18 protein-coding genes are annotated in these 21,793 nt (G+C 61.6%); 11 read left to right on the top strand and 7 right to left on the bottom strand.

Going from position 1 to position 21,793, the window contains the following annotated elements; genetic code table 11:
* Positions 1–34 precede the first annotated feature (34 nt).
* Complete coding sequence (locus tag KIP88_RS16085; RefSeq protein ID WP_214488910.1) at positions 35–370, top strand: GYD domain-containing protein; 336 nt, start codon at positions 35–37, stop codon at positions 368–370.
* 712 nt (positions 371–1,082) lie between these two features.
* On the opposite strand, the gene KIP88_RS16080 is transcribed toward KIP88_RS16085, so the two are convergent.
* The 3 genes from KIP88_RS16080 to secA form a co-directional block, all read right to left on the bottom strand.
* Positions 1,083–1,649: a hypothetical protein gene (locus KIP88_RS16080; RefSeq protein WP_214488909.1), complete on the bottom strand. Its 567-nt coding sequence runs from the start codon at positions 1,647–1,649 to the stop codon at positions 1,083–1,085.
* Positions 1,650–3,571: 1,922 nt separating this feature from the next.
* Complete coding sequence (locus tag KIP88_RS16075) at positions 3,572–4,645, bottom strand: autotransporter domain-containing protein (protein ID WP_214488908.1); 1,074 nt, start codon at positions 4,643–4,645, stop codon at positions 3,572–3,574.
* A 584-nt stretch (positions 4,646–5,229) separates the two neighbouring features.
* Positions 5,230–8,067: a preprotein translocase subunit SecA gene (gene secA / locus KIP88_RS16070; protein WP_214488907.1), complete on the bottom strand. Its 2,838-nt coding sequence runs from the start codon at positions 8,065–8,067 to the stop codon at positions 5,230–5,232.
* A gap of 346 nt (positions 8,068–8,413) precedes the next feature.
* Between secA and KIP88_RS16065 the strand changes: the two genes are divergently transcribed.
* The 3 genes from KIP88_RS16065 to KIP88_RS16055 all read left to right on the top strand — a co-directional run bounded on the left by KIP88_RS16065 (position 8,414) and on the right by KIP88_RS16055 (position 11,161).
* Positions 8,414–9,331, top strand: a complete 918-nt coding sequence (locus tag KIP88_RS16065) for a peptidylprolyl isomerase (protein ID WP_214488906.1) — start codon at positions 8,414–8,416, stop codon at positions 9,329–9,331.
* A 162-nt stretch (positions 9,332–9,493) separates the two neighbouring features.
* Positions 9,494–10,735: a bifunctional glutamate N-acetyltransferase/amino-acid acetyltransferase ArgJ gene (gene argJ / locus KIP88_RS16060; protein ID WP_214488905.1), complete on the top strand. Its 1,242-nt coding sequence runs from the start codon at positions 9,494–9,496 to the stop codon at positions 10,733–10,735.
* A 15-nt stretch (positions 10,736–10,750) separates the two neighbouring features.
* On the top strand, positions 10,751–11,161 hold the full coding sequence (locus KIP88_RS16055) for a (deoxy)nucleoside triphosphate pyrophosphohydrolase (RefSeq protein WP_214488904.1): 411 nt from the start codon (positions 10,751–10,753) through the stop codon (positions 11,159–11,161).
* Positions 11,162–11,399: 238 nt separating this feature from the next.
* Here KIP88_RS16055 and KIP88_RS16050 read toward each other — a convergent pair whose 3' ends face one another.
* Positions 11,400–12,245 carry a methyltransferase domain-containing protein gene (locus tag KIP88_RS16050; protein ID WP_214488903.1) on the bottom strand — a complete coding sequence of 282 codons (846 nt, stop codon included), beginning with the start codon at positions 12,243–12,245 and terminating at the stop codon, positions 11,400–11,402.
* 169 nt (positions 12,246–12,414) lie between these two features.
* Here KIP88_RS16050 and KIP88_RS16045 point away from each other — a divergent pair, with 169 nt between their 5' ends.
* From KIP88_RS16045 to KIP88_RS16025, 5 genes are all read left to right on the top strand, one after another.
* Positions 12,415–12,729 carry an NIPSNAP family protein gene (locus tag KIP88_RS16045; protein WP_214488902.1) on the top strand — a complete coding sequence of 105 codons (315 nt, stop codon included), beginning with the start codon at positions 12,415–12,417 and terminating at the stop codon, positions 12,727–12,729.
* Between the two features lie 65 nt (positions 12,730–12,794).
* Positions 12,795–13,604 carry a ComF family protein gene (locus KIP88_RS16040; RefSeq protein WP_214488901.1) on the top strand — a complete coding sequence of 270 codons (810 nt, stop codon included), beginning with the start codon at positions 12,795–12,797 and terminating at the stop codon, positions 13,602–13,604.
* A 29-nt stretch (positions 13,605–13,633) separates the two neighbouring features.
* A complete protein-coding gene (gene grxC, locus KIP88_RS16035; RefSeq protein WP_214488900.1) occupies positions 13,634–13,906 on the top strand; it encodes a glutaredoxin 3 in 273 nt (90 codons plus the stop codon).
* A complete protein-coding gene (locus KIP88_RS16030) occupies positions 13,903–14,781 on the top strand; it encodes a carbon-nitrogen hydrolase family protein (RefSeq protein ID WP_214488899.1) in 879 nt (292 codons plus the stop codon). The genes grxC and KIP88_RS16030 overlap by 4 nt, the downstream gene beginning before the upstream one ends.
* Positions 14,778–15,251, top strand: a complete 474-nt coding sequence (locus tag KIP88_RS16025; RefSeq protein ID WP_214488898.1) for a DUF1178 family protein — start codon at positions 14,778–14,780, stop codon at positions 15,249–15,251. Before KIP88_RS16030 ends, KIP88_RS16025 begins: the two co-directional genes overlap by 4 nt.
* 112 nt (positions 15,252–15,363) lie before the next feature.
* Here KIP88_RS16025 and KIP88_RS16020 read toward each other — a convergent pair whose 3' ends face one another.
* The 3 genes from KIP88_RS16020 to KIP88_RS16010 all read right to left on the bottom strand — a co-directional run bounded on the left by KIP88_RS16020 (position 15,364) and on the right by KIP88_RS16010 (position 17,757).
* Positions 15,364–16,263: a DMT family transporter gene (locus KIP88_RS16020; protein ID WP_214488897.1), complete on the bottom strand. Its 900-nt coding sequence runs from the start codon at positions 16,261–16,263 to the stop codon at positions 15,364–15,366.
* Positions 16,264–16,515: 252 nt separating this feature from the next.
* A complete protein-coding gene (gene ubiG / locus KIP88_RS16015; protein WP_214488896.1) occupies positions 16,516–17,274 on the bottom strand; it encodes a bifunctional 2-polyprenyl-6-hydroxyphenol methylase/3-demethylubiquinol 3-O-methyltransferase UbiG in 759 nt (252 codons plus the stop codon).
* Between the two features lie 3 nt (positions 17,275–17,277).
* Positions 17,278–17,757, bottom strand: a complete 480-nt coding sequence (locus tag KIP88_RS16010) for a PH domain-containing protein (protein WP_214488895.1) — start codon at positions 17,755–17,757, stop codon at positions 17,278–17,280.
* 174 nt (positions 17,758–17,931) lie between these two features.
* Between KIP88_RS16010 and KIP88_RS16005 the strand changes: the two genes are divergently transcribed.
* A complete protein-coding gene (locus KIP88_RS16005; protein ID WP_214488894.1) occupies positions 17,932–19,185 on the top strand; it encodes an aspartate kinase in 1,254 nt (417 codons plus the stop codon).
* Between the two features lie 321 nt (positions 19,186–19,506).
* Positions 19,507–21,774: a phosphoenolpyruvate--protein phosphotransferase gene (gene ptsP, locus KIP88_RS16000; RefSeq protein ID WP_214488893.1), complete on the top strand. Its 2,268-nt coding sequence runs from the start codon at positions 19,507–19,509 to the stop codon at positions 21,772–21,774.
* The last annotated feature ends 19 nt before the right edge of the window (positions 21,775–21,793 follow it).

The raw sequence follows: 21,793 nt of genomic DNA, 5'->3' as shown, positions 1-21,793 counted from the left end.
TCATCGATCAAACACGCCCCAACAGGAGGACATCATGCATTTTTGTATGACAGCGCAATACACGCCAAAATCACTCAACGCCATTCTGGAAAATCCCAAGACCAATCGCTACGAGGCAGCAAAGAAGCTGGTCGAAGCCGCCGGCGGCAAATTGATTTCGATGTACAGCACTGCGGCCAACGGGCCCGGCGTTCTCGTCATCTTCGATGTGCCCGATCCCAACTCGGCACCGGCGATATCAGGCACTGTGATCGCGACCGGCGCCGTCCACAATGTAAGCCTCACGCGGCTGTGGACGCAGGATGAAATTACGCAAGTTCGGCAAAAGGCCGCCCAGCTCCGCGGCTCGTACACGCCGCCCGGTGGCTAGAGATTGCCGGCAGCTCGTTGAGAGCTTTCGAACACGATCATCAAAACATTGGTGGCAGGCGATGACCTGCCACCAATGTTTCACGTGAGGAAGCAGCAACGCACGGACGAGGCTCGCAACGTTACCGCGCGGTTGAAGTGTGAAATGCAAAGAAGAAGCTGAGTAATAAACAAAAGCTTGACACTAAAAATTCACGGCGCCAGGAGTGCTGAAAACGCTACGCAATTTCGCATTCTTAGACAGTACAAGCACTGCCATGGCAGGTATGCTTAGCCGATGACATCAGCGGATTAGCGAGCTTCTTACCCGCCTGTCTATGAAAGCAAATCAACTCGGTGGTGCTTGCTGAACTTCAGGGGCACCACGGATGGAAGGCGCTCGCTATCTTGAGGATGGCAAGCTTACGGTTTTTCGTCGGTACGGTTTTTCGTCGGGCAGGCATCTACTAAGTACGGTTGCGAAACTCGACTTCAGGCAAGTACATTTGGCGGTCATTGAGGACCACAAACGAGCAGACCGCTGTTGATCTTGGCCGCAGGTTACTGTTCCAAATCGAACAGCGCACTGAGCAGGGTCTTCCGCCGAAATCCAAATTATTTTCGACCGTCATTGACGACTACATCCGCTACCGTGAGCGGGATCATTGCCACGGTGGCACCTCAGCAGGCATGCTGAGGCAGATCGTTCGTGTTTCTAGTTGTCCTAAATCTATCTAGTGTCGCAGTCTTCCTGCAGCATCAATAGCCTTGTACCGATCAGACATCTGCTCAAAATTGTCTTTGCTGTGTGGTCCACGAATCTCAGGGCTTTTTTGCAGGCCCTGTTGCACCTGCTCCGGCTTCTTCAAACTGGGATCGGTTGGAGCATTTGGCGCGGGTACAGCTGATGGCGGGGCTGGGGCTGTGTTGGTGTTTCCCGATTGTATCTTCGTAAGTGCAGCCCGTTGACTATAGGTTAGGCCATTGTCCAAGCCATTCGGCATGTCTGCGACAAATGATTTCAATCGGTCAGTTTGAGCGGGGCTTAGCCTCCCCTGGTTATAAGCATCCAGGAGAGGTCCAGATAGCTCGAGTTGCTTCGACGGCGTTAATGAATGTCCGTGCTGATCCAGATATTGGACGGCCTGATCCGGGGGCAGATCACGAAGGCGCACCAACGACTCCGGCGTATTCGTGGGCTTCGGATCAGGTGTCTTATTCGCCTGCTGCGGATCTTTTGGCGGCCCCCGTGTGCCCGTCAAAAGGGATGCTATGGCTTGTTTATATTGTTCTGGGGTCATCGGACGGCCGCCATTTAGGTCGGGACTGACAATTTTTCCATCCGCCGTTCTTCTTGAAACAATTTTTTTACCTCCGATCTCAATCGATTCTGAATTATTGAGATTTCGTACTGCGGCTGCGGCTGCGGCTGCGGCGCCTTGCTGCGCACCCGTGTTCGGACCATACCGTCCACCTGCACTATAATCAGACCGGCCGTACCGTCCGCCTTCACTATAATCTGGTTGGCTGTTTCCCCCAACATGGGTAGGAACTGGGCCCGCAACGGAGGGCGGGGCGGGCGGCGGCGCTCCAACGGAGCCTCCAGATGGCGGAGCTGCCAAGGGCGGTGGCGTGGGCGGTGCCGAGGGTGGCCCAACCCAACCACAAAACGCTCCTGCCACACAGTCCCAGACATAACCTGGACCAGGCTTTGGCGGCTTAGTGTTAGTGCTTGCCGAAGTCGCTTGCGACGGTTGTGAGCTGGTGCCGCCGCTGTAAGTTATGGTGCCGTCCGGGTGTTGGGTTGGTACTCCTTTGTTCTGCGGCTGTATTCCTTTAGCTTGCGGTTGCGGTGCACTGGGAGAGGAATTCCCAAGGGGACTGGGCGAGCTTGTAGCAGGTGCAACGACCTGAAGCTTAGTCGTCCCTGTCTCCGGCACTGCCAGCTTCGTGGTCGATGGTTCTGTCTGTTTGGGAACGCCGACGACCTGCGGAGAAACAGGGCCGCCAACTTTCGGCGAGGGAATGCTGGCGTCGGGTGTACTTGTGACAACAGTCGGTGCGACGACTGGACTGACCACTTTTGGTGCATCAGGCGTTGTGACCGGCGTCTTTGCATTTCCTGTCATCGGGTTGGTTGGCGGAAGAACCGGACCAACCGTCTTCGGCGGATTGATTTCGGCACCTCCCCTCTGCATGCCAGAGAAAGCAGCGGGCGGCGAGGCTACGGGGCCGACCGTCTTGGGCGGAGGAATGCTGGCGTCGGGTGTACTTGTGACAACAGTCGGCGCTACGACCGGACTGACCACTTTTGGTGCATCAGGCGTTGTGACCGGCGTCTTTGCATTTCCTATCATCGGGTTGGCTGGCGGAAGAACCGGGCCAACCGTCTTTGGCGGATTGATCTCGGCGCCTCCCCTCTGCATGCCAGAGAAAGCAGCGGGCGGCGAGGCTACGGGGCCGACCGTCTTGGGCGGAGCAGCTAACTGAGTATTCGGTTGAACGACCGGTGTGACAGCCGGAGAAGCTACTGCGGGTCTAGGTGGTGTCGCTTGCACCGGTGGAATAGTTGGCTTGGCTACGTTGGTGACCGGCGACGTAACTGTAGGTCGAGCGACTTCAACCTTCGGAGCGTTCACTGCCGCCCTGGGCACGTCCACCTTCGGGACGTTCACCGCCGCTCTCGGCACGTCCACTTTCGGAGCGGTGACCACAGGCTTTGGTACATCCACCCTCGGCACGTTCACTGCCGCCCTGGGTACATCCACCCTCGGAACGTTCACGACCGGCTTCGGCACGTCGACCCTCGGGACGGTCGGCCTCGGCACGTCCACCCTCGGGACCACCGGCCTTGGCACTTCCACTCTGGGGACGGTGACTGTTACATTCGGCCTAGGGACGCTGATAGCTGGGATAGCTGGTCGTGGTACAACCACCCTGGGTACTTCGACCGCATCGGCGGAGCCGACAATCAGCGACAGTCCGGCAAAGGCGATAAGAACACTCGAACTAACGTTCGAAGAATACCGCATGAGAGTCCCTCCTTGTTGAGGTCACTCCAGCTCTAAAAATCAAGATAATAAGGGGTCAGTTTAGCGGGAACGCCCGGTTTCGTCCACGCTTATGTCGGAAGATCGCATGCGGCGAATATAGTGCTTAACCACACAATAAATGGCCCGCCGTACACCTTCAGCGGGCCAAACAACCTTCGAAAAACAGCAAATCACCAAGTATAGCGAAGTCCCGCCTGACCGCCGACCGTAGTTGTTCCGGAAAGGCTAGTTGCGTGAGCTTCAACATAAGTGGAGAAGTTTGGCGTCCATATTACATTGATCTTACCCGATCCCCGACCGCCGAGCGTATCTGCAACGGCGGCCCCGACAACTGGCGGAAGGCCTGGAATGGCGCCGCCGCCTACAAGACCTACTCCGCTCTGGTCGACAATCTTGAGGACTGCGCCAGAAAGCTGGGGTTGAATAGTATAGGTCATCCACTTCATTTCGGTACCGATCCGAGCCCCGGCATGCACCTCGGTATTGTCACCGGTCTTGGTGCCGAAATTGGTTGTGTAGATTTCCGTGTACGTCACACCAGCTGTCGGTTCTATGAAGATGCTATAAGGAAAATCGAACTTGTACTGCACGTTACCCGTGTAGCTTATCGAGCTACTGTTTGGAGCTGCAACTAGCCCCGTCGAGGTAACGCTGGTCCAGCTGGCGCTCACCGTAAAGTCGGTTGAAAAGCCCCCATTCGTATAGGCTAGAGTGCCTGAACCGGAAGGTGTGGTCGCATCAAAATCGAACCGGTGCGACCAAGAGTGAGCGCCAGTGGCGACAAACGTCAGAGCGTCGCTCGCCGTGAAGATGCCGATTTTGGTCACATCGAAAGCGCCAACTATGGTGGCAGTGTCAATGTTGCCTCCGAATACTTGCGACTGGTCGTAGGCACCGATTAAGTTGATTCCATAAAGCCATGCTGGCACTGCCGGTGCAACCGGAGGCGGCGCTTTTGTATAGAGGGCCGGAGACTTGCCATAGGCTAGGGCACGGAAGGGATCATCAGTGCCGAACGGATTGCGGTTGTCGAATTCCGCCTGTTCGGCCGAAAAGCGCAGGACACCAGGCGGGGGCGCTAAACGCCTCCCTTGGATCTGATCACGGATGTTCTGCAAAATATTTTCAATAACGTTTCTGACCACTAATTGCTGGACCGACTGAGCGTGCGCTGTCTCAGCAGAAATCGCAAAAAGCCCGAAAGCCGCAGTCGCTGCTACCCCTAGTTTCTTCACCTTGGTCATCCCCCGACCTCACTTTAAAAAGGTTTCATGAAATTCCATTCCCATTCCCATTCCATTCCTAAAATTGTTCCCACTTTGGGTTCCAGACTAGTGCAATTTTGCAACACTTACTTTTAATTGCAGTAGATTGGTTAATGTGTCTTAAAACGTGCATAAGGACCGCCCGCCCTCGATGGGACCGACAATCTGCAGCACAGGCGGGACTTGAAATGCTCGTTTAGATAGAAAATGCACTCAATCGTCGATGCCGGTTGCGAATAAATTTGGATTTCGGCGGTAGGCTCTGGTCGAGGCGCTGTTCAATTTGGAACAGCAGTCGGCGGCCGAAGTCGATAGCGGTCTGCTCGCTGGTGGTCTTCAGCGACCGCCAAATTTATCCGTCTGATGCTGCGGTGCGGATTCGAGCGTAATATATGCCAGACCGCTTGAAGATCGTCAGCCGGCCATCCTCAAGATAGCGAGCGCCTTACATTCGTGGTGCCCCTGAAGTTCGGCAAGCGCCACATGGACCGACGCATTTCAACTGCTAGCGGGCCTCTAGACAAAACGAGGTGCAGTGATCCGCTAACCTATTGAAAACTTTGCTAACCGTACTTGCCGTGGCAGTGCTTGTACTTCTTGCCGCTTCCGCAGGGGCAATCCTCGTTGCGGCCGACCTTGCCCCAGCTTGCGGGATTTTTGGGATCGCGATCGGCGGCGCTGGCGTCGGGCACCAGGGAGGCGTTGGCGAAGGCCATCTCGTCTTCGCCGGTATTGGGATCGAACTTGTGCGCTTCCATCGCCGGCAGCACCGGCTGCTGTTCTTCCGGCGGCACGATCTCGACGCGCATCAATTGCGCCGTCACCGCCTCGCGCAGATGCGCGGTCATCGCCTCATACAGGCCGAAGGCTTCCGACTTATATTCCTGCAAGGGATCGCGCTGGCCATAGCCGCGCAGACCGATCACCTGACGCAGATGATCGAGCATGATCAGATGCTCACGCCAGAGGTGATCCAGCGTCTGCAGCAGGATGGTCTTCTCGACGTAGCGCATCACATCGGGACCCCACTGCGCCACCTTGGCCGCCATGTGCTCGTCGACGCGCTGCTCGATCCGCGTCAGCAATTCCTCGTCGGCAATACCCTCTTCCTTGGCCCATTCCTCGACCGGCAGGTCGATATCGAGCACGCGCTTCAGCTCTTCCTTGAGGCCCGCGACATCCCACTGCTCGGCATAGGCATGTTCCGGCACGTGCTTGACGACGATGTCGTCGATGAAGTCATGCCGCATGTCCGCGACCATTTCGGCCACGCTGTCGCTCTTCATCAGTTCGACGCGCTGATCGAAGATCACCTTGCGCTGGTCGTTCTGCACGTTGTCGAACTTGAGCAGGTTCTTGCGGATGTCGAAGTTGCGGGCTTCGACCTTCTGCTGCGCCTTTTCCAGCGCCTTGTTGATCCAGGGATGGATGATGGCCTCGCCCTCTTTCAGGCCAAGCCGCTGCAGCATGCTGTCGAGCCGGTCGGACCCGAAAATCCGCATCAGATCGTCTTCCAGCGACAGGAAGAATTTTGAGCGTCCAGGGTCGCCCTGACGACCGGAACGGCCGCGCAACTGGTTGTCGATGCGGCGGGATTCATGCCGCTCCGAGCCCATGATGTAGAGCCCACCCGGCTTGGTGATGGTCTTGGCCGGCTTGTTGCCCTTGGCGGGCTCGATCTCGACCACGTCCTCGGCCTTCAGCACGATCTCGCGGAAGCGTTCGATGTCGGCCTTGATCTGTTCGATCTTTTTGGCCTTCTCGGCCTCGTCGGCGATGCTGGCGGTCTCCTGCTGGATCCGCATCTCGAGCGAACCGCCGAGCTTGATGTCGGTACCGCGGCCGGCCATGTTGGTGGCGATCGTGATCGCGCCGGGCACGCCGGCTTCGGCGACGATATAGGCTTCCTGTTCGTGGAAGCGCGCGTTCAACACCGCAAACAGCTTTGCAGGCTTGCCCGCACGCGCCGCGGCGTAGAGCTTCTCCATTCCGGATTCCGAGCCGAAATCGATCTGCTTGTAGCCGTGCTTCTTCAAATAATCGGCCAGCACTTCCGACTTTTCGATCGAGGCGGTGCCGACCAGTACGGGCTGCAGCCGCTTGTTGGCGCGTTCGATCTCGGCCAGGATCGCAGCGTATTTCTCGTTCTGGGTGCGGTAGACTTCATCGTCCTCGTCGAGACGCGCGACCGCCACGTTGGTCGGGATTTCCACGACCTCGAGCTTGTAGATGTCGAACAATTCGTCGGCTTCGGTCAGCGCCGTACCGGTCATGCCGGCGAGCTTTTGGTACATCCGGAAATAGTTCTGGAACGTGATCGAGGCCAGCGTCTGGTTTTCCGGCTGAACCTGGACATGCTCCTTGGCTTCCAGCGCCTGGTGCAGGCCTTCGGAATAACGCCGGCCCTGCATCATACGGCCGGTGAACTCGTCGATGATGATGACTTCGCCGTCGCGGACAATGTAGTCCTTGTCGCGGTGGAACAGCGAATGGGCGCGCAGCGCCTGGTTGATGTGGTGAACGACCGAGACGTTCTCGACGTCGTAGAGCGACTCGCCCTTGAGCTGGCCGGCGTCGCGCAGCAGGGTTTCGATCTTCTCCATGCCGGCTTCGGTCAGCGTCACCGTGCGCTGCTTCTCGTCGACGTCGAAATCGGTCTTGTCGAGCTTGGGCAGGAAGGTGTCGATGGTGTTGTAGAATTCCGAGCGGTCATCGAGCGGACCGGAGATGATCAGCGGCGTGCGCGCCTCGTCGATCAGGATCGAGTCGACTTCGTCGACGATGGCGTAGAAGTGGCTGCGCTGGACCATGTCCTCCAGCCGGTACTTCATGTTGTCGCGCAGATAGTCGAAACCGTATTCGTTGTTGGTGCCGTAGGTGATGTCGCGCGCATAGGCTTCCTTGCGCTCGGCGTCGTCGAGGCCGTGCACAATCACGCCGACGGTGAGCCCGAGGAAATTATAGATCTGGCCCATCCATTCGCTGTCGCGGCGGGCGAGGTAGTCGTTGACGGTGACGACATGGACGCCCTTGCTGGCGAGCGCGTTGAGATAGACCGCGAGGGTGGCCACCAGCGTCTTGCCTTCGCCGGTCTTCATCTCGGCGATGTCGCCCTCATGCAGCACCATGCCGCCGATCAGCTGGACGTCGAAATGCCGCTGGCCGAGGGTGCGCTTGGCGGCTTCGCGCACGGTGGCGAAGGCCGGAACCAGGATGTCATCGAGCGTCTTGCCGTCGGCAAGCTGCTGGCGGAATTCGGCGGTGCGGGCTTTCAGCGCCTCGTCGGAAAGCGCGGCGAGCTCGGGCTCAAGCGCGTTGATGGCGTTGACGCGGGACTGATATCCCTTCACCCGCCGGTCGTTGGCGGAGCCGAAAAACTTGCGGGCGAGCGCGCCGATCATGCCAATTCCTGCCTTTGCCGTTACTTGCGTTGCGCCGTGACGTGGTCCACCAAGTTGCCTATCAACTCACCGTGACGCATCGCGGCGAATACCCGTTCCGGGGCATCATCCGCCTAATGAGTGGGAATTAAGCAATCCAAGGTTCAACGGCAAAAAACGCAGCAAAATAAGCGCTATCGCCGCTGGAGGTTCCGGCACAGATATGGCTGGGTTGGGGCCTTGTCAACGTGGGTCCATCTGTCAAGGAATTCATCATTTTGACAGACTTTTCGCGTTGCCAAGGCCGCATGATTGGGCGAGTGTCCCGCCGCCTTTGCCGCCCCCTTCTTCAAGACAAGGATTTTCCATGACCACCTCGTTCCCGGAAACGAAAACCGGCCTGCGCTTCGGCCTCGCCTCCCTGGCCGCAACGGCCTGTCTGGCTGCGATTCTGGCCGCCAGCCCGGTTCGTGCCCAGGACAACCCCGTTCTCGCCAAGGTTAACGGTGTTGAGATCCGCCAGAGCGATGTGGCGCTCGCGGAAGAGGAACTCGGCCCCAGCCTCGCGCAAATGGACCCGGCAACCAAGAAGGACAATGTGCTGGCCTTCCTGATCGACCTGAAAATCGTCGCCAAGGCCGCCGAGGACAAGAAGGTCGAGAATTCCGAAGACTTCAAGAAGCGCCTGGCGTTCACGCGCAGCCGCCTGTTGATGGACAGCCTGCTGGCCACCGAAGGCAAGGCGGCGACCACCGACGACGCCATGAAGAAGGTCTATGAGGAGGCCTCCAAGCAGATCACCGGCGAAATGGAAGTCCACGCCCGGCACATCCTGGTCGAGACCGAGGACGAGGCCAAGGCGATCGCGGAAGAGCTGAAGAAGGGCGGCGACTTCGCCGAACTGGCGAAGAAGAAGTCCAAGGACCCTGGCGCCTCCGATGGCGGCGATCTCGGCTTCTTCACCAAGGAACAGATGGTTCCGGAATTCTCCGCCGTCGCGTTCACGCTCGAACCCGGCAAGATCTCCGACCCCGTCAAGTCGCAATTCGGCTGGCACATCATCAAGGTCGAGGAAAAGCGCGCCCGCAAGGCGCCCGACTTCGAGCAGGTCAGGGCCCAGATCGAGACCTATGTGACGCGCAAGGCCCAGGCCGAATACGTCGCCAAGCTGCGCGAAGCCGCCAAGGTCGAGCGCATGGACAAGCCGGCCGAAGCCGCCAAGACCGACGCCAAGCCGGATGCCGCCAAGCCCGCGGACTCCAAGATGGCGCCGCCGAAGAAGTAAAAAATCGCTGTCACTTCTTCGAGACCAATAGTATCTACCATCGTCATGGCCGGGCCGAAGCGCCCGGCCGTTCCATGTCCGGGGACTGGTTGGCAGGCCCTGAAGACGTCGATGCCGGCGGCAAGCCCGGCTATGGTTGATCTGGTCGAAGAAGGTGCCCGCATGTCCACCACCATTTCCCCCCTCGCCCCGACCGATGTTCCCGAGATGCCCGCGATTGCGGGCGTGAAGCTCGCCACTGCCGCCGCCGGCATCCGCTACAAGGGGCGTACCGACGTGCTGCTCGCCGTCATGGACAAGGGCACCACGGTCGCCGGCGTCTTCACCAAATCGAAATGCCCGTCCGCTCCCGTTGAATGGTGCCGCGCCAAGCTCGGTCGCGGACAAGCTCGCGCGCTAGTAGTGAATTCCGGCAACGCCAACGCGTTCACCGGCAAGACCGGCAAGCAGTCGACGGCGCTGACCGCGCAAACCGCAGCAAAGGCAGTCGGCTGCAGCACCGGCGACGTGTTCCTCGCCTCCACCGGTGTGATCGGCGAGCCGCTCGACGCCACCAAATTCGACGGCGTGCTGGCGACGCTGACTGAGGCCGCCACGCCCGACCACTGGATGGACGCGGCCAGGGCGATCATGACCACCGATACCTTCCCGAAGGTCGCAACCGCTACCGTCAAGCTCGGCAAGGCCAAGGTCACCATCAACGGCATGGCCAAAGGCGCCGGCATGATCGCGCCTGATATGGCGACCATGCTGTCCTTTGTGTTCACCGACGCGCCGCTGTCGTCCGCTGTGCTGCAGGCGCTGCTCAAGAGCGGCGTTGAAGACACGTTCAACGCCGTCACGATCGACAGCGACACCTCGACATCGGATACGCTGCTGGCCTTCGCTACCGGCGCAGCCGCCGCCGACGGCGCCCCAAAAATCAGCCGCGCCAGCGATCCCCGGCTGAAGGCGTTTGCCAAGGCGTTCCGCGATGTGCTGGCCGATCTTGCCGAACAGGTGGCCCGCGACGGCGAAGGCGCACGCAAGCTGGTCGAGGTGATCGTCGAAGGCGCGACCAGCAAGGCCTCGGCACGCCGCATCGCAATGTCGATTGCGAATTCGCCGCTGGTAAAGACGGCGATCGCCGGCGAGGACGCCAATTGGGGCCGCGTGGTGATGGCGGTCGGCAAGGCCGGTGAGCCCGCCAACCGCGACAAGCTTTCGATCTCGTTCAACGGCATTCGCGTCGCCAGGAGCGGCGCGCGCGATCCGTCCTACAACGAGGCCGAAGTTTCCGCGGTGATGAAGAACCCGAAGATCCAGATCAAGGTCACGCTCGGCCTCGGCAAGGGTCGTGACCGCGTGCTGACCTGCGACCTCACCAAGGAATATGTCGCGATCAACGGCGACTACCGGTCGTGAACGAGACAGCGGCGCATGGCTGACATCAAGCTCACCCTCGTGGTCGCCTGCGCCCTGGTCGATGCCGACAAGCGCGTGCTGATCGCACAGCGCCCCGAAGGCAAGGCGCTCGCGGGGCTGTGGGAATTTCCCGGCGGCAAGGTCGAGCCCGGCGAACGGCCGGAGCAGACGCTGATCCGCGAACTGCATGAAGAGATCGGGATCGACGTCAGCGAGCCGTGCCTGGCACCGTTGACGTTTGCCAGCTACGCCTATGACAGCTTTCATCTGCTGATGCCGCTCTACATCTGTCGGCGCTGGGAAGGCTTGGTGATCGCGCGCGAAGGCCAGCAGCTGGCCTGGGTCCGCGCCAACAAGCTGCGCGACTACCCGATGCCGCCCGCGGACATCCCGCTGATCCCGCATTTGATTGATTTGTTGATGTGAAGCGCGTGGCCGGCGGCTCCGGGAGCACGCAGGGCCGGCACAAAAAAATCAAAACAACCCCATGCAAAGTAGAACGCCGCCACGCCCGCGGGCGCTTCGCTGGTCTCGTACCTGATCGATTTGTTGACGGCGTTCCCCGGATGCGGCGCAGCACGAAGTGACGCTGCTCCGGGGTCCATCATGGGTCCCGGCTCTGCGGTGCACCGCTAAGAAGCGCGGCACCGCGTCCGGGACACGGTCAGCCCTTCGGCCTTCCTTTCACCGCCGCTTCCAAACTCGCTTTCGCCGAGCCCGGCTGCAACGGCTTTTGCTGGCTTTCATGCGGCGCCCAGCCGGACAGCCAGATCACGTCAAAGGTCGCGCGGATGCGGCCGTCGGCATCCGCGAACCGCTCGCTATAGATCTGCGCCATCCGCAACATGGTGGTGCGGCGCGTCAGCGGGCGCCGCCGCTCGATCAGAATGTTGCTCGCGCCCATCCGCCGGAGATCGGCCATCAGCGCGAACGCGCTGTCGTAGCGCACCACGACGCGATCGACGTCGGTGACGGGCAGCGCAAGCCCGGCGCGCTGCAACAGCCCGCCGATGTCGCGCAAATCGGCAAATGGAGCGACGCGCGGCGACACCCCGCCCTCGCACTCGGCTTCTGCTGCCGCAAAGGATTGCCTGAGTTCGGTCAAGGTGTCACCGCCGATCATCGCCGCCAGCAACAGTCCGTCCGGCTTCAACGCGCGGCGGATCTGCGCCAGCACGCCGGGGAGATCGTTGACGAACTGAAACGCAAGCGCCGAGACGACGAGATCGAGCGATTGCGGTGGCAAGCGCAGCGTTTCCGATTGATCGGGATCGATACGCCTGATCGACTGGAAGCGATCAGCGACGGGCTTCTGCAGCAATTCGCCCGGCGTCCAGACATCGGCGACGTCGGCAAAATTCCGCATCACCGCCTGCAGCCGCTCCTCCATGTCCTCCCTGACGCGATCAAGCAGGAACGTCACCGGCCCGGCACGCCGCGCGCGTTCCATCCGCGCGCGCAACAGTGCGCGGTCGAACAGGATGGGTGCGGCGGTCGGGCTCGAAACCATGCCGGTTGGTACGACGGTCAGCGATCCATCTCAATCCCTCTTGATGACAAGCGCGGCTTCGTACGCCTCGAATCACGAGGTATGCATCTTTCGCGAAGTTCGGGCGTGACCGCACGCTTGCGCAAGCTATTAATGAGCGTCAGGTTCGTGGCGCGACGGAGCATCAGACATGATCACTTGTTACCTGCGTTACGAGGTCAGACCGGACAAGCTCGCCGAGTTCGAAGCTTACGGCAGGATGTGGCTGGAATTGCTGCCGAGATTCGGTGGCATCCACCACGGGTATTTCCTGCCATCGGAAGGGGCGAGCGACGTTGCCCTCGCGATGTTCAGCTTCCCGAGCTTCGCGGCCTACGAACAGTATCGAAAAGACAGCGCCGGAGATCCCGACGTCCAGAAAGCGATCGCCTTCGCAAAGGAAACGCGCTGCTTCATCCGCTATGAGCGATCGTTCTTCCGGCCCGTGCTTCCGAAAGAGCCGTAAGCTGGGGGCAGATAAGAACAGTCTATCGACTTGAGCGTGGCGCCGCACGGCGCTAGCCTCTTCCCATGGACGCCGAGGCATCACCACCACGCTCCATCTCCAGCCACCTTCGCGGCGCGCTCGGCGCCTGCCGTGACGCATTCGCGCATCTTCCAAAATTCGCGCTCGACATCGCGCTGCCGACGCTCTGCGTTTCCTGCCGCGAGCCGGTTGATGGCGAGGGCGTCTGCGCGGAATGCTGGGCGAAACTGTCGTTCATCGCACCGCCGTTCTGTCCGCGGCTCGGCATCCCCTTCGTGTATGATCCCGGTCCGGAATTGCTGTCGATGGAGGCGATCGCCAGCCCACCAGCCTACCAGCGCGCCCGCGCTGCGGTGCGCTACGATGACGTTGCCCGCACGCTGGTTCATTCGCTGAAATACCAGGACCGCACCGATCTGGCGCCCGCGATGGGCCGCTGGATGGCCCGCGCGGGCCAGGAATTGCTCGCAGAGGCCGACGTGCTGGTGCCGGTACCCCTGCACTGGCGGCGCGGCTGGAGCCGCCGCTACAACCAGTCCGGCGCGCTGGCGCGGGTGATTTCACAGCAAACCGGCGTCAAACTGGCCTCCGAGGCGCTTCGCCGCATTCGCACGACCGAACAACAGATTGGCCTGTCCAGGCCGCAGCGCGCCAGCAATGTGCAGGGTGCCTTCAAGGTCGCCGCCGATCGCATGGCTGATATCCAGGGCCGCCGCATCGTCCTGATCGACGATGTCTTGACGTCAGGCGCCACGACGGACGCCTGCGCCCGCGCCCTGCTGCGCGCCAAAGCCGCGCAGGTCGACGTGCTGGTATTCGCGCGGGTTGTGGACAGCCACCGCGCTCCCATATAATTCAAACACTTGCCAAATCAGAGCGCGCCATGACTGCCATTGAAATCTATACCCGCCCGGGCTGCGGCTATTGCACCGCCGCCAAATCGCTGCTGACGCGCAAGAACGCCGCGTTCACCGAATTGAACGTGGCGACCGACCCGGCCTATCGCGATCAAATGTACGATCGCGCCGGCCACGGTTCGACCTTTCCGCAGATCTTCATCGGTGCAACCCATGTCGGCGGCTGTGATGAGCTTTACGCGCTGGACCGCGCGGGCAAGCTCGACGGCCTGCTGGCAGGAGAAAAGGCCTCCTCATGAGCGCTGGCTCGACCTTTACCGCTGCCATGGTGCAGATGCGCACCGGGCTGCTGCCCGAGCCGAGCCTCGAGCAAGGCACCAAGCTGATCCGCGAGGCCGCGGCGCAAGGCGCCGACTATGTGCTCACCCCCGAGGTGAGCAACATGATGCAACTGAACCGCAAGGCGCTGTTCGAGCATCTCGCGTCAGAGGAAGACGACCTCTCGCTGAAGGCCTATCGCGCGCTTGCCGCGGAATTGAAGATCCATCTCCATATCGGCTCGCTGGCGCTGCGCTATTCGCCGGAGCGCGCGGTCAACAGGTCCTTCTTGATCGGGCCCGACGGCAAGTTGCTCGCCAGCTACGACAAGATCCACATGTTCGATATCGATCTGCCCGGCGGCGAGAGCTATCGCGAATCTGCCAATTACCAGCCGGGCGAGACCGCCGTGATCTCGGACCTGCCGTGGGGCCGGATCGGGTTGACGATCTGCTACGACGTGCGTTTTCCGGCGCTCTACCGCGCATTGGCCGAAGCCGGTGCAGCGTTCCTCACGGTGCCGTCAGCCTTCACCAGAAAGACCGGCGAGGCGCATTGGCACACGCTGCTCCGCGCCCGCGCCATCGAGACCGGTTGCTTCGTCTTCGCGGCGGCGCAATGCGGCATGCACGAGAACAAGCGTGAGACCTTCGGGCATTCGCTGATCATCGCCCCCTGGGGCGAGATTCTTGCCGAGGGTGGCGTCGAGCCTGGCGTATTCCTTGCGCAGATCGACCCCGCGAAGGTTGAAACCGCACGCAAGACCGTGCCGTCGCTGCAGCACGGACGGCGCTTCGGCATCGCCGATCCCAAGGCTGGGCCTGAGCATCTGCATCTCGTCCGGGGTTCGGCATGATCCGGTACAACCTTCGCTGCGAGAAGGGCCATGCGTTCGAAAGCTGGTTTCAAAGCTCCGCGGCCTATGAGAGCCAGGAGAAACGCAGGCTGGTGAGTTGTCCTGCCTGCGGCTCGGTGAAGGTCGAGCGCGCCATTATGGCCCCGCAGATCGTAAGCAAGAAGGGCCGCGAGGCCGCCCCGCCTGCGCCAGCCGCGCCTGCGGAAGTAACGGCGTCATCGGAATCGACGCCGCTGTTGATGGCGCAGGAGCGCGAGCTGCGCGTCAAGCTCAAGGAGCTGCGCGATCACATCGTCAAGAACGCCGACAATGTCGGCGAGCGCTTCCCCAACGAGGCGCGCAAGATGCACTATGGCGATATCGAGCATCGCCCGATCTACGGCGAAGCCTCGCCCGAGGAAGCACGCTCCTTGATCGACGAAGGCGTCGAGGTCTCCCCGCTGCCGGTGCTGCCGGACGATAGGAACTGACGCTGGCGTCATGCCGTAGGGTGGGCAAAGCGACAGCGTGCCCACCATTCAAGACAACGGTCGCAGATAGATGGTGGGCACGCTGCGCTTTGCCCACCCTACGATTCCCGAATCAAGCCGTCACCAGCAGTGCAACGCCCGCCACGATCAGCGCGATGCCGGACAGCTCCCGCGCCGATAATGGCTGCTTGAACGAATAATACGCCACCGCCTGCGCGAACAGCACCTCGACCAGCGCCAGCGTGCGCACGTTCGCAGCCGCCGTCAGCGCGAATGCCAGAAACCAGAATTGCGAGGCGAACGCGCCCATGAAGCCCGCGAGCATCGACGGCTTCCAGAGTCCGAAGATCTTCACGAGCACATCGGGCGCGCGGACGAGCAGATAAATCGTCAACACCAGCGTCTGCACGAACAGGCCGAACACCAGCGTATAGGACGCCGTCGTCACGAAGGAGACGCCGGGCACGTTGATGATCGCGCCGCGAAAGCCGACCGCCGACAGCGCGAAGCAACCGGCGGCGACCAGGCCGATGATGGTCGGCTTCAACTCCGCAAAGCCCTTTTCGCCGCCCGGCCTCAGCGCGGTGATGACCACGCCGATGGTCGCAATGATGATCGCAACCACCCTCAACAGGGTCAAATGATCACCGAGGAAGATGAATCCGAAGATCGCGGTCTGGATCGCTTCGGTCTTGAGATACGCCGTGGTCACGACAAAGGAACGATCGTTCATCGCAACCAGCATCAGCCCGGTGGCAACGATCTGACTGAGCGCGCCGAGCAGCAGCCATGGCCAGAACGCGGCCGTCGGCCACGGTATGGGATCGCCGGTTACCCCCACCACGACCGCGAAGAAGATGATCGAGAACGGAAAACCGAACAGAAAGCGAATATTGGTCGCGCCCCAGGTCCCGAGCGGCCCCGTCAACGACCGCTGCATCGCATTGCGGGCGACCTGGCCCAGCGCAGCGATGATGGTGAAGGGAATCCAGAGCGAGGCGACGGAGAGCATGAAAAATACCGGCAGGAAGCTGCCGCACCGTGCCGGGCGGGATCGGCGCGGTCAACAGGACCGGCGTCATGACAGGATTGCGATTAAGCCGAAATTCTCTCGTCGTCCCTGCGAACGCAGGGACCCATACGGCCGTGCTCCCTCATGTGAGCACGAATGGTCGACGTCTCGTAACCCAATTAGCGCTGCGGAGTATGGGTCCCTGCGTTCGCAGGGACGACACCGGTTATGTGGCTAAGTTGCTGGGATCAACTACACCCCCTCGGCCACCACCATGTAGTTCACGTCCATGTCGGACGAGATGCTCCATCGGTCGGCAAGCGGGTTATAGACCACGCCGGCCTGCTCGGTGATGGTGAGCCTGTTGTGGGCGAGATGTTGTGCGAGTTCGTCGGGCGTGACGAATTTGTCCCACTGATGGGTGCCGCGCGGCAGCCAGCGCAGCACATATTCCGCGCCGACGATCGCGAGCGCAAAGCTCTTCCAGTTGCGGTTCAAGGTCGAGACCACCATCAACCCGCCCGGCTTGACCACCGCCGCGCAGCGAGCGAGGAACGCGCCGACATCGGTGACATGCTCGATCACTTCCATCGCCAGCACGACGTCGAAGCGCTCGCGCAAATCCATCGCCTCGACCGTGGTGCAGCGGTAGTCGATCGACAGATGACCCTTGTCGGCATGCAGCCGCGCGGCAGCGATGTTGGTCGCCGACGGATCAATCCCGATCACCTGCGCGCCCAGCCGCGTGAACGGCTCGCACAACAGGCCGGCACCGCAACCGATATCGAGGATGCGCAGGCCCGACAGGCAACTCAGGCTCCTGGCGTTGCGATCAAACTTGCGGCATGCGGCGTCGCGGATATAGGCGAGCCGCAACGGATTGATCTTGTGCAGTGGGGCCATCTTGCCTTTGGGGTCCCACCACTCGTCCGACAATTTTGAGAATTTTGCGACTTCGGCGGGGTCGACTGTGGAGCCCGTGGCGGCGGAAGCGTTTTGCTGCATGGCCATGACTTACGTACCGGCCGGCCGTGCCGTGATGGCATTGCGAAATGCCAGCGGCGAAGCAATGGTGTCGAGGGTCTTGCCACCCTCACCGACTCCGAAGACCGTTACGTCGCCGTAGTTGAGGATGCGGCCGAGGATGCTCTGGTTGACGTCGACGCTCTCGACCTTGTCCACACTCATCTCGAACGTCTGCCGCTGAATGAAGCCGGTCTTGTGGACGACACGGAAATTGGTGACGTCGGTCTCGGTGGTCCATTGATGGAACCAGGCGGTGACCGTTTTGTACAACGCAGCAATGGCTGATATCCCCGCCAGCGACAGACAGATCAGTACGGATGGGCCCGCCGGCACGATCCCCGAGAGCACCAGGAATACGCTCGCTACGATCCAGCCGATGATCGCCGGCAAGAAATATATCCAGTGCGCGTTGGTCGAATACAGCACCTTCTCGCCGGGCTGCAGAATATCATCGATATAACGACCCATACGCCCGCCCTGAATTAACCCGCCACCACAGCCATTTGCGCCATTTTTGGGCCGAAAACGAAGCTGGTTGCTTGCTCCGGACCGCGCCGCTATGTATACGCCGCTTTCGGCCCGGGCGCTCCACTTTCCGTGCGGGTCATCTAACTTATCCTCACAGGGAATGCACGCGTCGTCATGGGCCGCCTCGTGATGAAATTCGGCGGCACGTCCGTCGCCAATATCGACCGAATCCGCAACGTCGCGCGACACGTCAAGCGCGAAGTCGACGCCGGACACGATGTCGCTGTCGTCGTGTCGGCCATGGCCGGCAAGACCAACGAACTGGTGGACTGGTGCCGCGACGCCTCGCCGATGCATGATGCGCGCGAATATGACGCCGTGGTGGCATCAGGCGAACAGGTGACCTCGGGCCTGCTCGCGATCGCGCTACAGGGCATCGGCATCCAGGCCCGCTCCTGGCAGGGCTGGCAGATCCCGATCAAGACCTCCGACGCCCACGCCTCGGCGCGGATCCTCGAGATCGACGGCACGGAGATCGTCAACCGTTTCGCCGATCGCAAGGAAGTCGCCGTCATTGCCGGCTTCCAGGGCATCAATCCGCAGACCAACCGAATCACCACCCTCGGGCGCGGCGGCTCGGACACCTCGGCGGTGGCCATTGCGGCTGCGATTCGCGCCGACCGCTGCGACATCTATACCGACGTGGACGGCGTCTACACGACAGATCCGCGGGTGGTTCCCAAGGCGCGGCGGCTCGACAAGATCGCCTTCGAGGACATGCTGGAACTGGCCTCGCTGGGCGCCAAGGTCCTGCAGGTGCGCTCGGTGGAACTCGGCATGGTGCACAACATGCCCGTGTTCGTCCGCTCCAGCTTCGACAAGCCCGAGGATATCGACCCGCACGGCACGCCGCCGGGCACGCTGATCTGCAGCGAGGAGGAAATCATGGAAAGCCACGTCGTCACCGGCATCGCCTTCTCCAAGGACGAAGCCCAGATTTCCCTGCGCCAGATCGAGGACAAGCCGGGCGTTGCCGCCGCTATCTTCGGGCCGCTGGCGGACGCCAACATCAATGTCGACATGATCGTCCAGAACGTCTCCGAGGACGGCAAGACCACCGACCTCACCTTCACCGTTCCGGCCTCCGACTATAACCGCGCCCGCGACACCATCACCGCCTCAAAGGGCAAGATCGGCTATATCAGGCTCGACAGCGCCACCGACGTCTCCAAGGTCTCCGTGATCGGCAGCGGCATGCGCAGCCATGCCGGCGTCGCGGCGAAGGCGTTCAAGGCGCTGTCCGAGCGCAATATCAACATCCGCGCCATTACCACCTCCGAGATCAAGTTTTCGGTGCTGATCGACGCCGCCTACACCGAACTTGCGGTGCGCACGCTGCACACGCTTTACGGGCTCGACCAGACTTAGAACGATTTTCTCTCAAATTTAGCGCATGATCTGATCGTCAGACCGGCGGCGTTTGGCAGATCATGCGCTTCGCTAGCGCAGCATCGGCGCTGACACACACGTTATTGGTTCTGGCAGGCGTTTTGCTTGGCAAAGCAAGCCTCGATTGGCTATACGGCCTGTGAGGTGGGTTGCCGCAAACTGCACCACGGTTTTGGCGATCCCGATTCGGCCGGGATCAGGTGCGGCCGCGCCGAATGAATAAAATTGTTGTTTTTCGTGCGTTTCACGCCAGCTACCGGCCACCCGGCGGGCTGGCCTCGCGGGGGAGGATACCAGCACATGCGGAGCGCTTCGGGAGGCCCCCGCGTCTTGTTGAGACGGCTCCGCGAAACCATGGCGGAGAAGGTCTCGGCCCAGGAACGCCTGGACAAGATCGTGGTCCTGATCGCGGCCAACATGGTGGCCGAGGTCTGCTCTTGTTACGTGCTGCGCATCGATAACACGCTCGAACTTTATGCCACCGAAGGTCTGAACCGCGACGCGGTGCACCGGACGGTGCTGAACGCGCATGAGGGCCTCGTCGGCCTCGTGTCCAGCGAGGCGAGCCCGCTCAACCTCTCCGACGCGCAAAGCCATCCGGCGTTCTCATTCCGCCCGGAAACCGGCGAAGAAATCTACCATTCGTTCCTTGGCGTGCCGATCCTGCGCGCCGGCAACACGCTCGGCGTGCTTGTCGTGCAGAACCGCGCCAAGCGCACCTATGTCGAGGAAGAGGTCGAGGCGCTGCAGACCACCGCCATGGTGCTGGCGGAAATGATCGCCTCCGGCGAATTGGCGGCGCTGGCGCAGCCCGGCGCGGAACCCGCAGCGGGGCATTCCCTGCACAAGACCGGCGCAATCCTGTCCGACGGCATCGCGCTCGGCCATGTCGTGCTGCACGAGCCGCGCGTCGTCATCACCAACTACATCGCCGAAGACCTGCCGAAGGAAATCAAGAAGCTGGATGCTGCGCTGACCAAGCTGCGCGCCGATCTCGACCGCATGCTGGAGCGCGGCGATGTCGCCGAGGGCGGCGAGCACCGCGAGGTGCTGGAAGCCTATCGGATGTTCGCCAATGATCACGGCTGGTCGCACAAATTGCACGAAGCGGTCGCCACCGGCCTGACCGCCGAAGCCGCCGTCGAGCGCGTGCAATCCGATACCCGCGCCCGCATGTTGCGCTCGACCGATCCCTATCTGCGCGACCGCCTGCACGATCTGGAAGACCTCGGCCATCGCCTGATGCGGCAATTGGTGGGACAGGATCATGCACCCTCGCGCGAGCAGCTTCCCGAGAACGCCATCCTGATCGCGCGCGCGATGGGACCTGCGGCGCTGCTCGACTATGACCGCAAGCGGCTGCGCGGCCTGGTGCTGGAGGAAGGCACCGCGAATTCCCACGTCTCGATCGTGGCGCGCGCGCTCGGCATTCCCGCCGTCGGCGAAGTGCCGAACGCCCCCGGCATCGCCGATCCCGGCGACGCCATCATCGTCGATGGCACCTCGGGCTCGATCTATGTCCGCCCCTCGGCCGAGATCGAATCGGCCTATGCCGAGCGGGTGCGGTTTCGCGCGCGGCGACAGGCGCAGTACGCCGCGCTGCGCGACATGCCCTGCGTGACCAAGGACGGCCAGCCGGTCGAGCTGATGATCAACGCGGGCCTCGTGATCGACCTGCCGCATATCGACGATACCGGCAGCGCCGGCATCGGGCTGTTCCGCACCGAACTGCAGTTCATGGTCGGCCAGAGCCTGCCGCGCAGCTCGGACCAGTTGGCGCTCTATCGCACCGTGCTGGATGCCGCGGGCTCCAAGCCCGTGACGTTCCGCACCCTCGATATCGGCGGCGACAAGGCGCTGCCCTATATGGAGACCGTGATCGAGGAAAATCCCGCGCTCGGCTGGCGGGCGATCCGGCTCGGGCTGGACCGGCCGGGATTATTGCGCGGCCAGATCCGCGCTTTGCTGCGGGCCGGCGGCGGCCGCGCGCTGAAGATCATGTTCCCGATGATTTCCGATGTCGCCGAATTCGACCAGGCCAAGGCGATCGTCGAGCGCGAACTGACATATCTGCGCCAGCACGGCCATGCGCTGCCGGAACGGATCGACGTCGGCACCATGGTGGAGGTGCCGGCGCTGCTCTATCAGCTCGACGAACTCCTGAAGAAGGTCGATTTCGTTTCGGTCGGATCGAACGACCTGTTCCAGTTCATGTTCGCGGTCGACCGCGGCAACGCCAAGGTTTCCGAGCGGTTCGACACCATGTCGGCGCCGATCATGCGTGCGCTTCATGACATCGTGCGCAAGGCGCAGGCGGCGAAGAAGACGGCGTCGCTGTGCGGCGAGATGGCCTCCAAGCCGCTCGGCGCGCTGGCGCTGATTGCGCTGGGCTACCGCTCGCTGTCGCTATCCGCCACCGCGCACGGTCCGGTAAAGGCGATGATCCTGGACCTCGACGCCAAGAAGGCCGAGGCTGTCATGATGCCGCTGCTCGAGGCGCCGGCCGGCAGCGTTTCGATCCGGAAGAAACTGACGGAATTCGCGGAAGCCGAGGGGCTGTCGTTGTAGCGAGGCTCGCGCCCGACAA

The organism is Bradyrhizobium sp. SRL28 (genome assembly GCF_018596315.1).
Classification (GTDB): domain Bacteria; phylum Pseudomonadota; class Alphaproteobacteria; order Rhizobiales; family Xanthobacteraceae; genus Bradyrhizobium.
The sequence above is the reverse complement of the archived record's forward strand: the minus strand, read 5'-3'. Positions and strand labels throughout refer to the sequence as shown.

What these genes read in the sequence shown, in the direction of transcription:
- KIP88_RS16055 (WP_214488904.1), top strand. Translation starts at nt 10,751, where the DNA reads ATGGCTGACATCAAGCTCACCCTCGTGGTCGCCTGCGCCCTGGTCGAT.
- KIP88_RS16075 (WP_214488908.1), bottom strand. Translation starts at nt 4,645, where the DNA reads ATGACCAAGGTGAAGAAACTAGGGGTAGCAGCGACTGCGGCTTTCGGG.
- KIP88_RS16040 (WP_214488901.1), top strand. Translation starts at nt 12,795, where the DNA reads ATGGACGCCGAGGCATCACCACCACGCTCCATCTCCAGCCACCTTCGC.
- ptsP (WP_214488893.1), top strand. Translation starts at nt 19,507, where the DNA reads ATGCGGAGCGCTTCGGGAGGCCCCCGCGTCTTGTTGAGACGGCTCCGC.
- KIP88_RS16010 (WP_214488895.1), bottom strand. Translation starts at nt 17,757, where the DNA reads ATGGGTCGTTATATCGATGATATTCTGCAGCCCGGCGAGAAGGTGCTG.
- KIP88_RS16005 (WP_214488894.1), top strand. Translation starts at nt 17,932, where the DNA reads ATGGGCCGCCTCGTGATGAAATTCGGCGGCACGTCCGTCGCCAATATC.
- KIP88_RS16080 (WP_214488909.1), bottom strand. Translation starts at nt 1,649, where the DNA reads ATGACCCCAGAACAATATAAACAAGCCATAGCATCCCTTTTGACGGGC.
- ubiG (WP_214488896.1), bottom strand. Translation starts at nt 17,274, where the DNA reads ATGGCCATGCAGCAAAACGCTTCCGCCGCCACGGGCTCCACAGTCGAC.
- KIP88_RS16085 (WP_214488910.1), top strand. Translation starts at nt 35, where the DNA reads ATGCATTTTTGTATGACAGCGCAATACACGCCAAAATCACTCAACGCC.
- KIP88_RS16020 (WP_214488897.1), bottom strand. Translation starts at nt 16,263, where the DNA reads ATGCTCTCCGTCGCCTCGCTCTGGATTCCCTTCACCATCATCGCTGCG.
- argJ (WP_214488905.1), top strand. Translation starts at nt 9,494, where the DNA reads ATGTCCACCACCATTTCCCCCCTCGCCCCGACCGATGTTCCCGAGATG.
- KIP88_RS16025 (WP_214488898.1), top strand. Translation starts at nt 14,778, where the DNA reads ATGATCCGGTACAACCTTCGCTGCGAGAAGGGCCATGCGTTCGAAAGC.
- KIP88_RS16065 (WP_214488906.1), top strand. Translation starts at nt 8,414, where the DNA reads ATGACCACCTCGTTCCCGGAAACGAAAACCGGCCTGCGCTTCGGCCTC.
- KIP88_RS16045 (WP_214488902.1), top strand. Translation starts at nt 12,415, where the DNA reads ATGATCACTTGTTACCTGCGTTACGAGGTCAGACCGGACAAGCTCGCC.
- KIP88_RS16050 (WP_214488903.1), bottom strand. Translation starts at nt 12,245, where the DNA reads ATGGTTTCGAGCCCGACCGCCGCACCCATCCTGTTCGACCGCGCACTG.
- secA (WP_214488907.1), bottom strand. Translation starts at nt 8,067, where the DNA reads ATGATCGGCGCGCTCGCCCGCAAGTTTTTCGGCTCCGCCAACGACCGG.
- grxC (WP_214488900.1), top strand. Translation starts at nt 13,634, where the DNA reads ATGACTGCCATTGAAATCTATACCCGCCCGGGCTGCGGCTATTGCACC.
- KIP88_RS16030 (WP_214488899.1), top strand. Translation starts at nt 13,903, where the DNA reads ATGAGCGCTGGCTCGACCTTTACCGCTGCCATGGTGCAGATGCGCACC.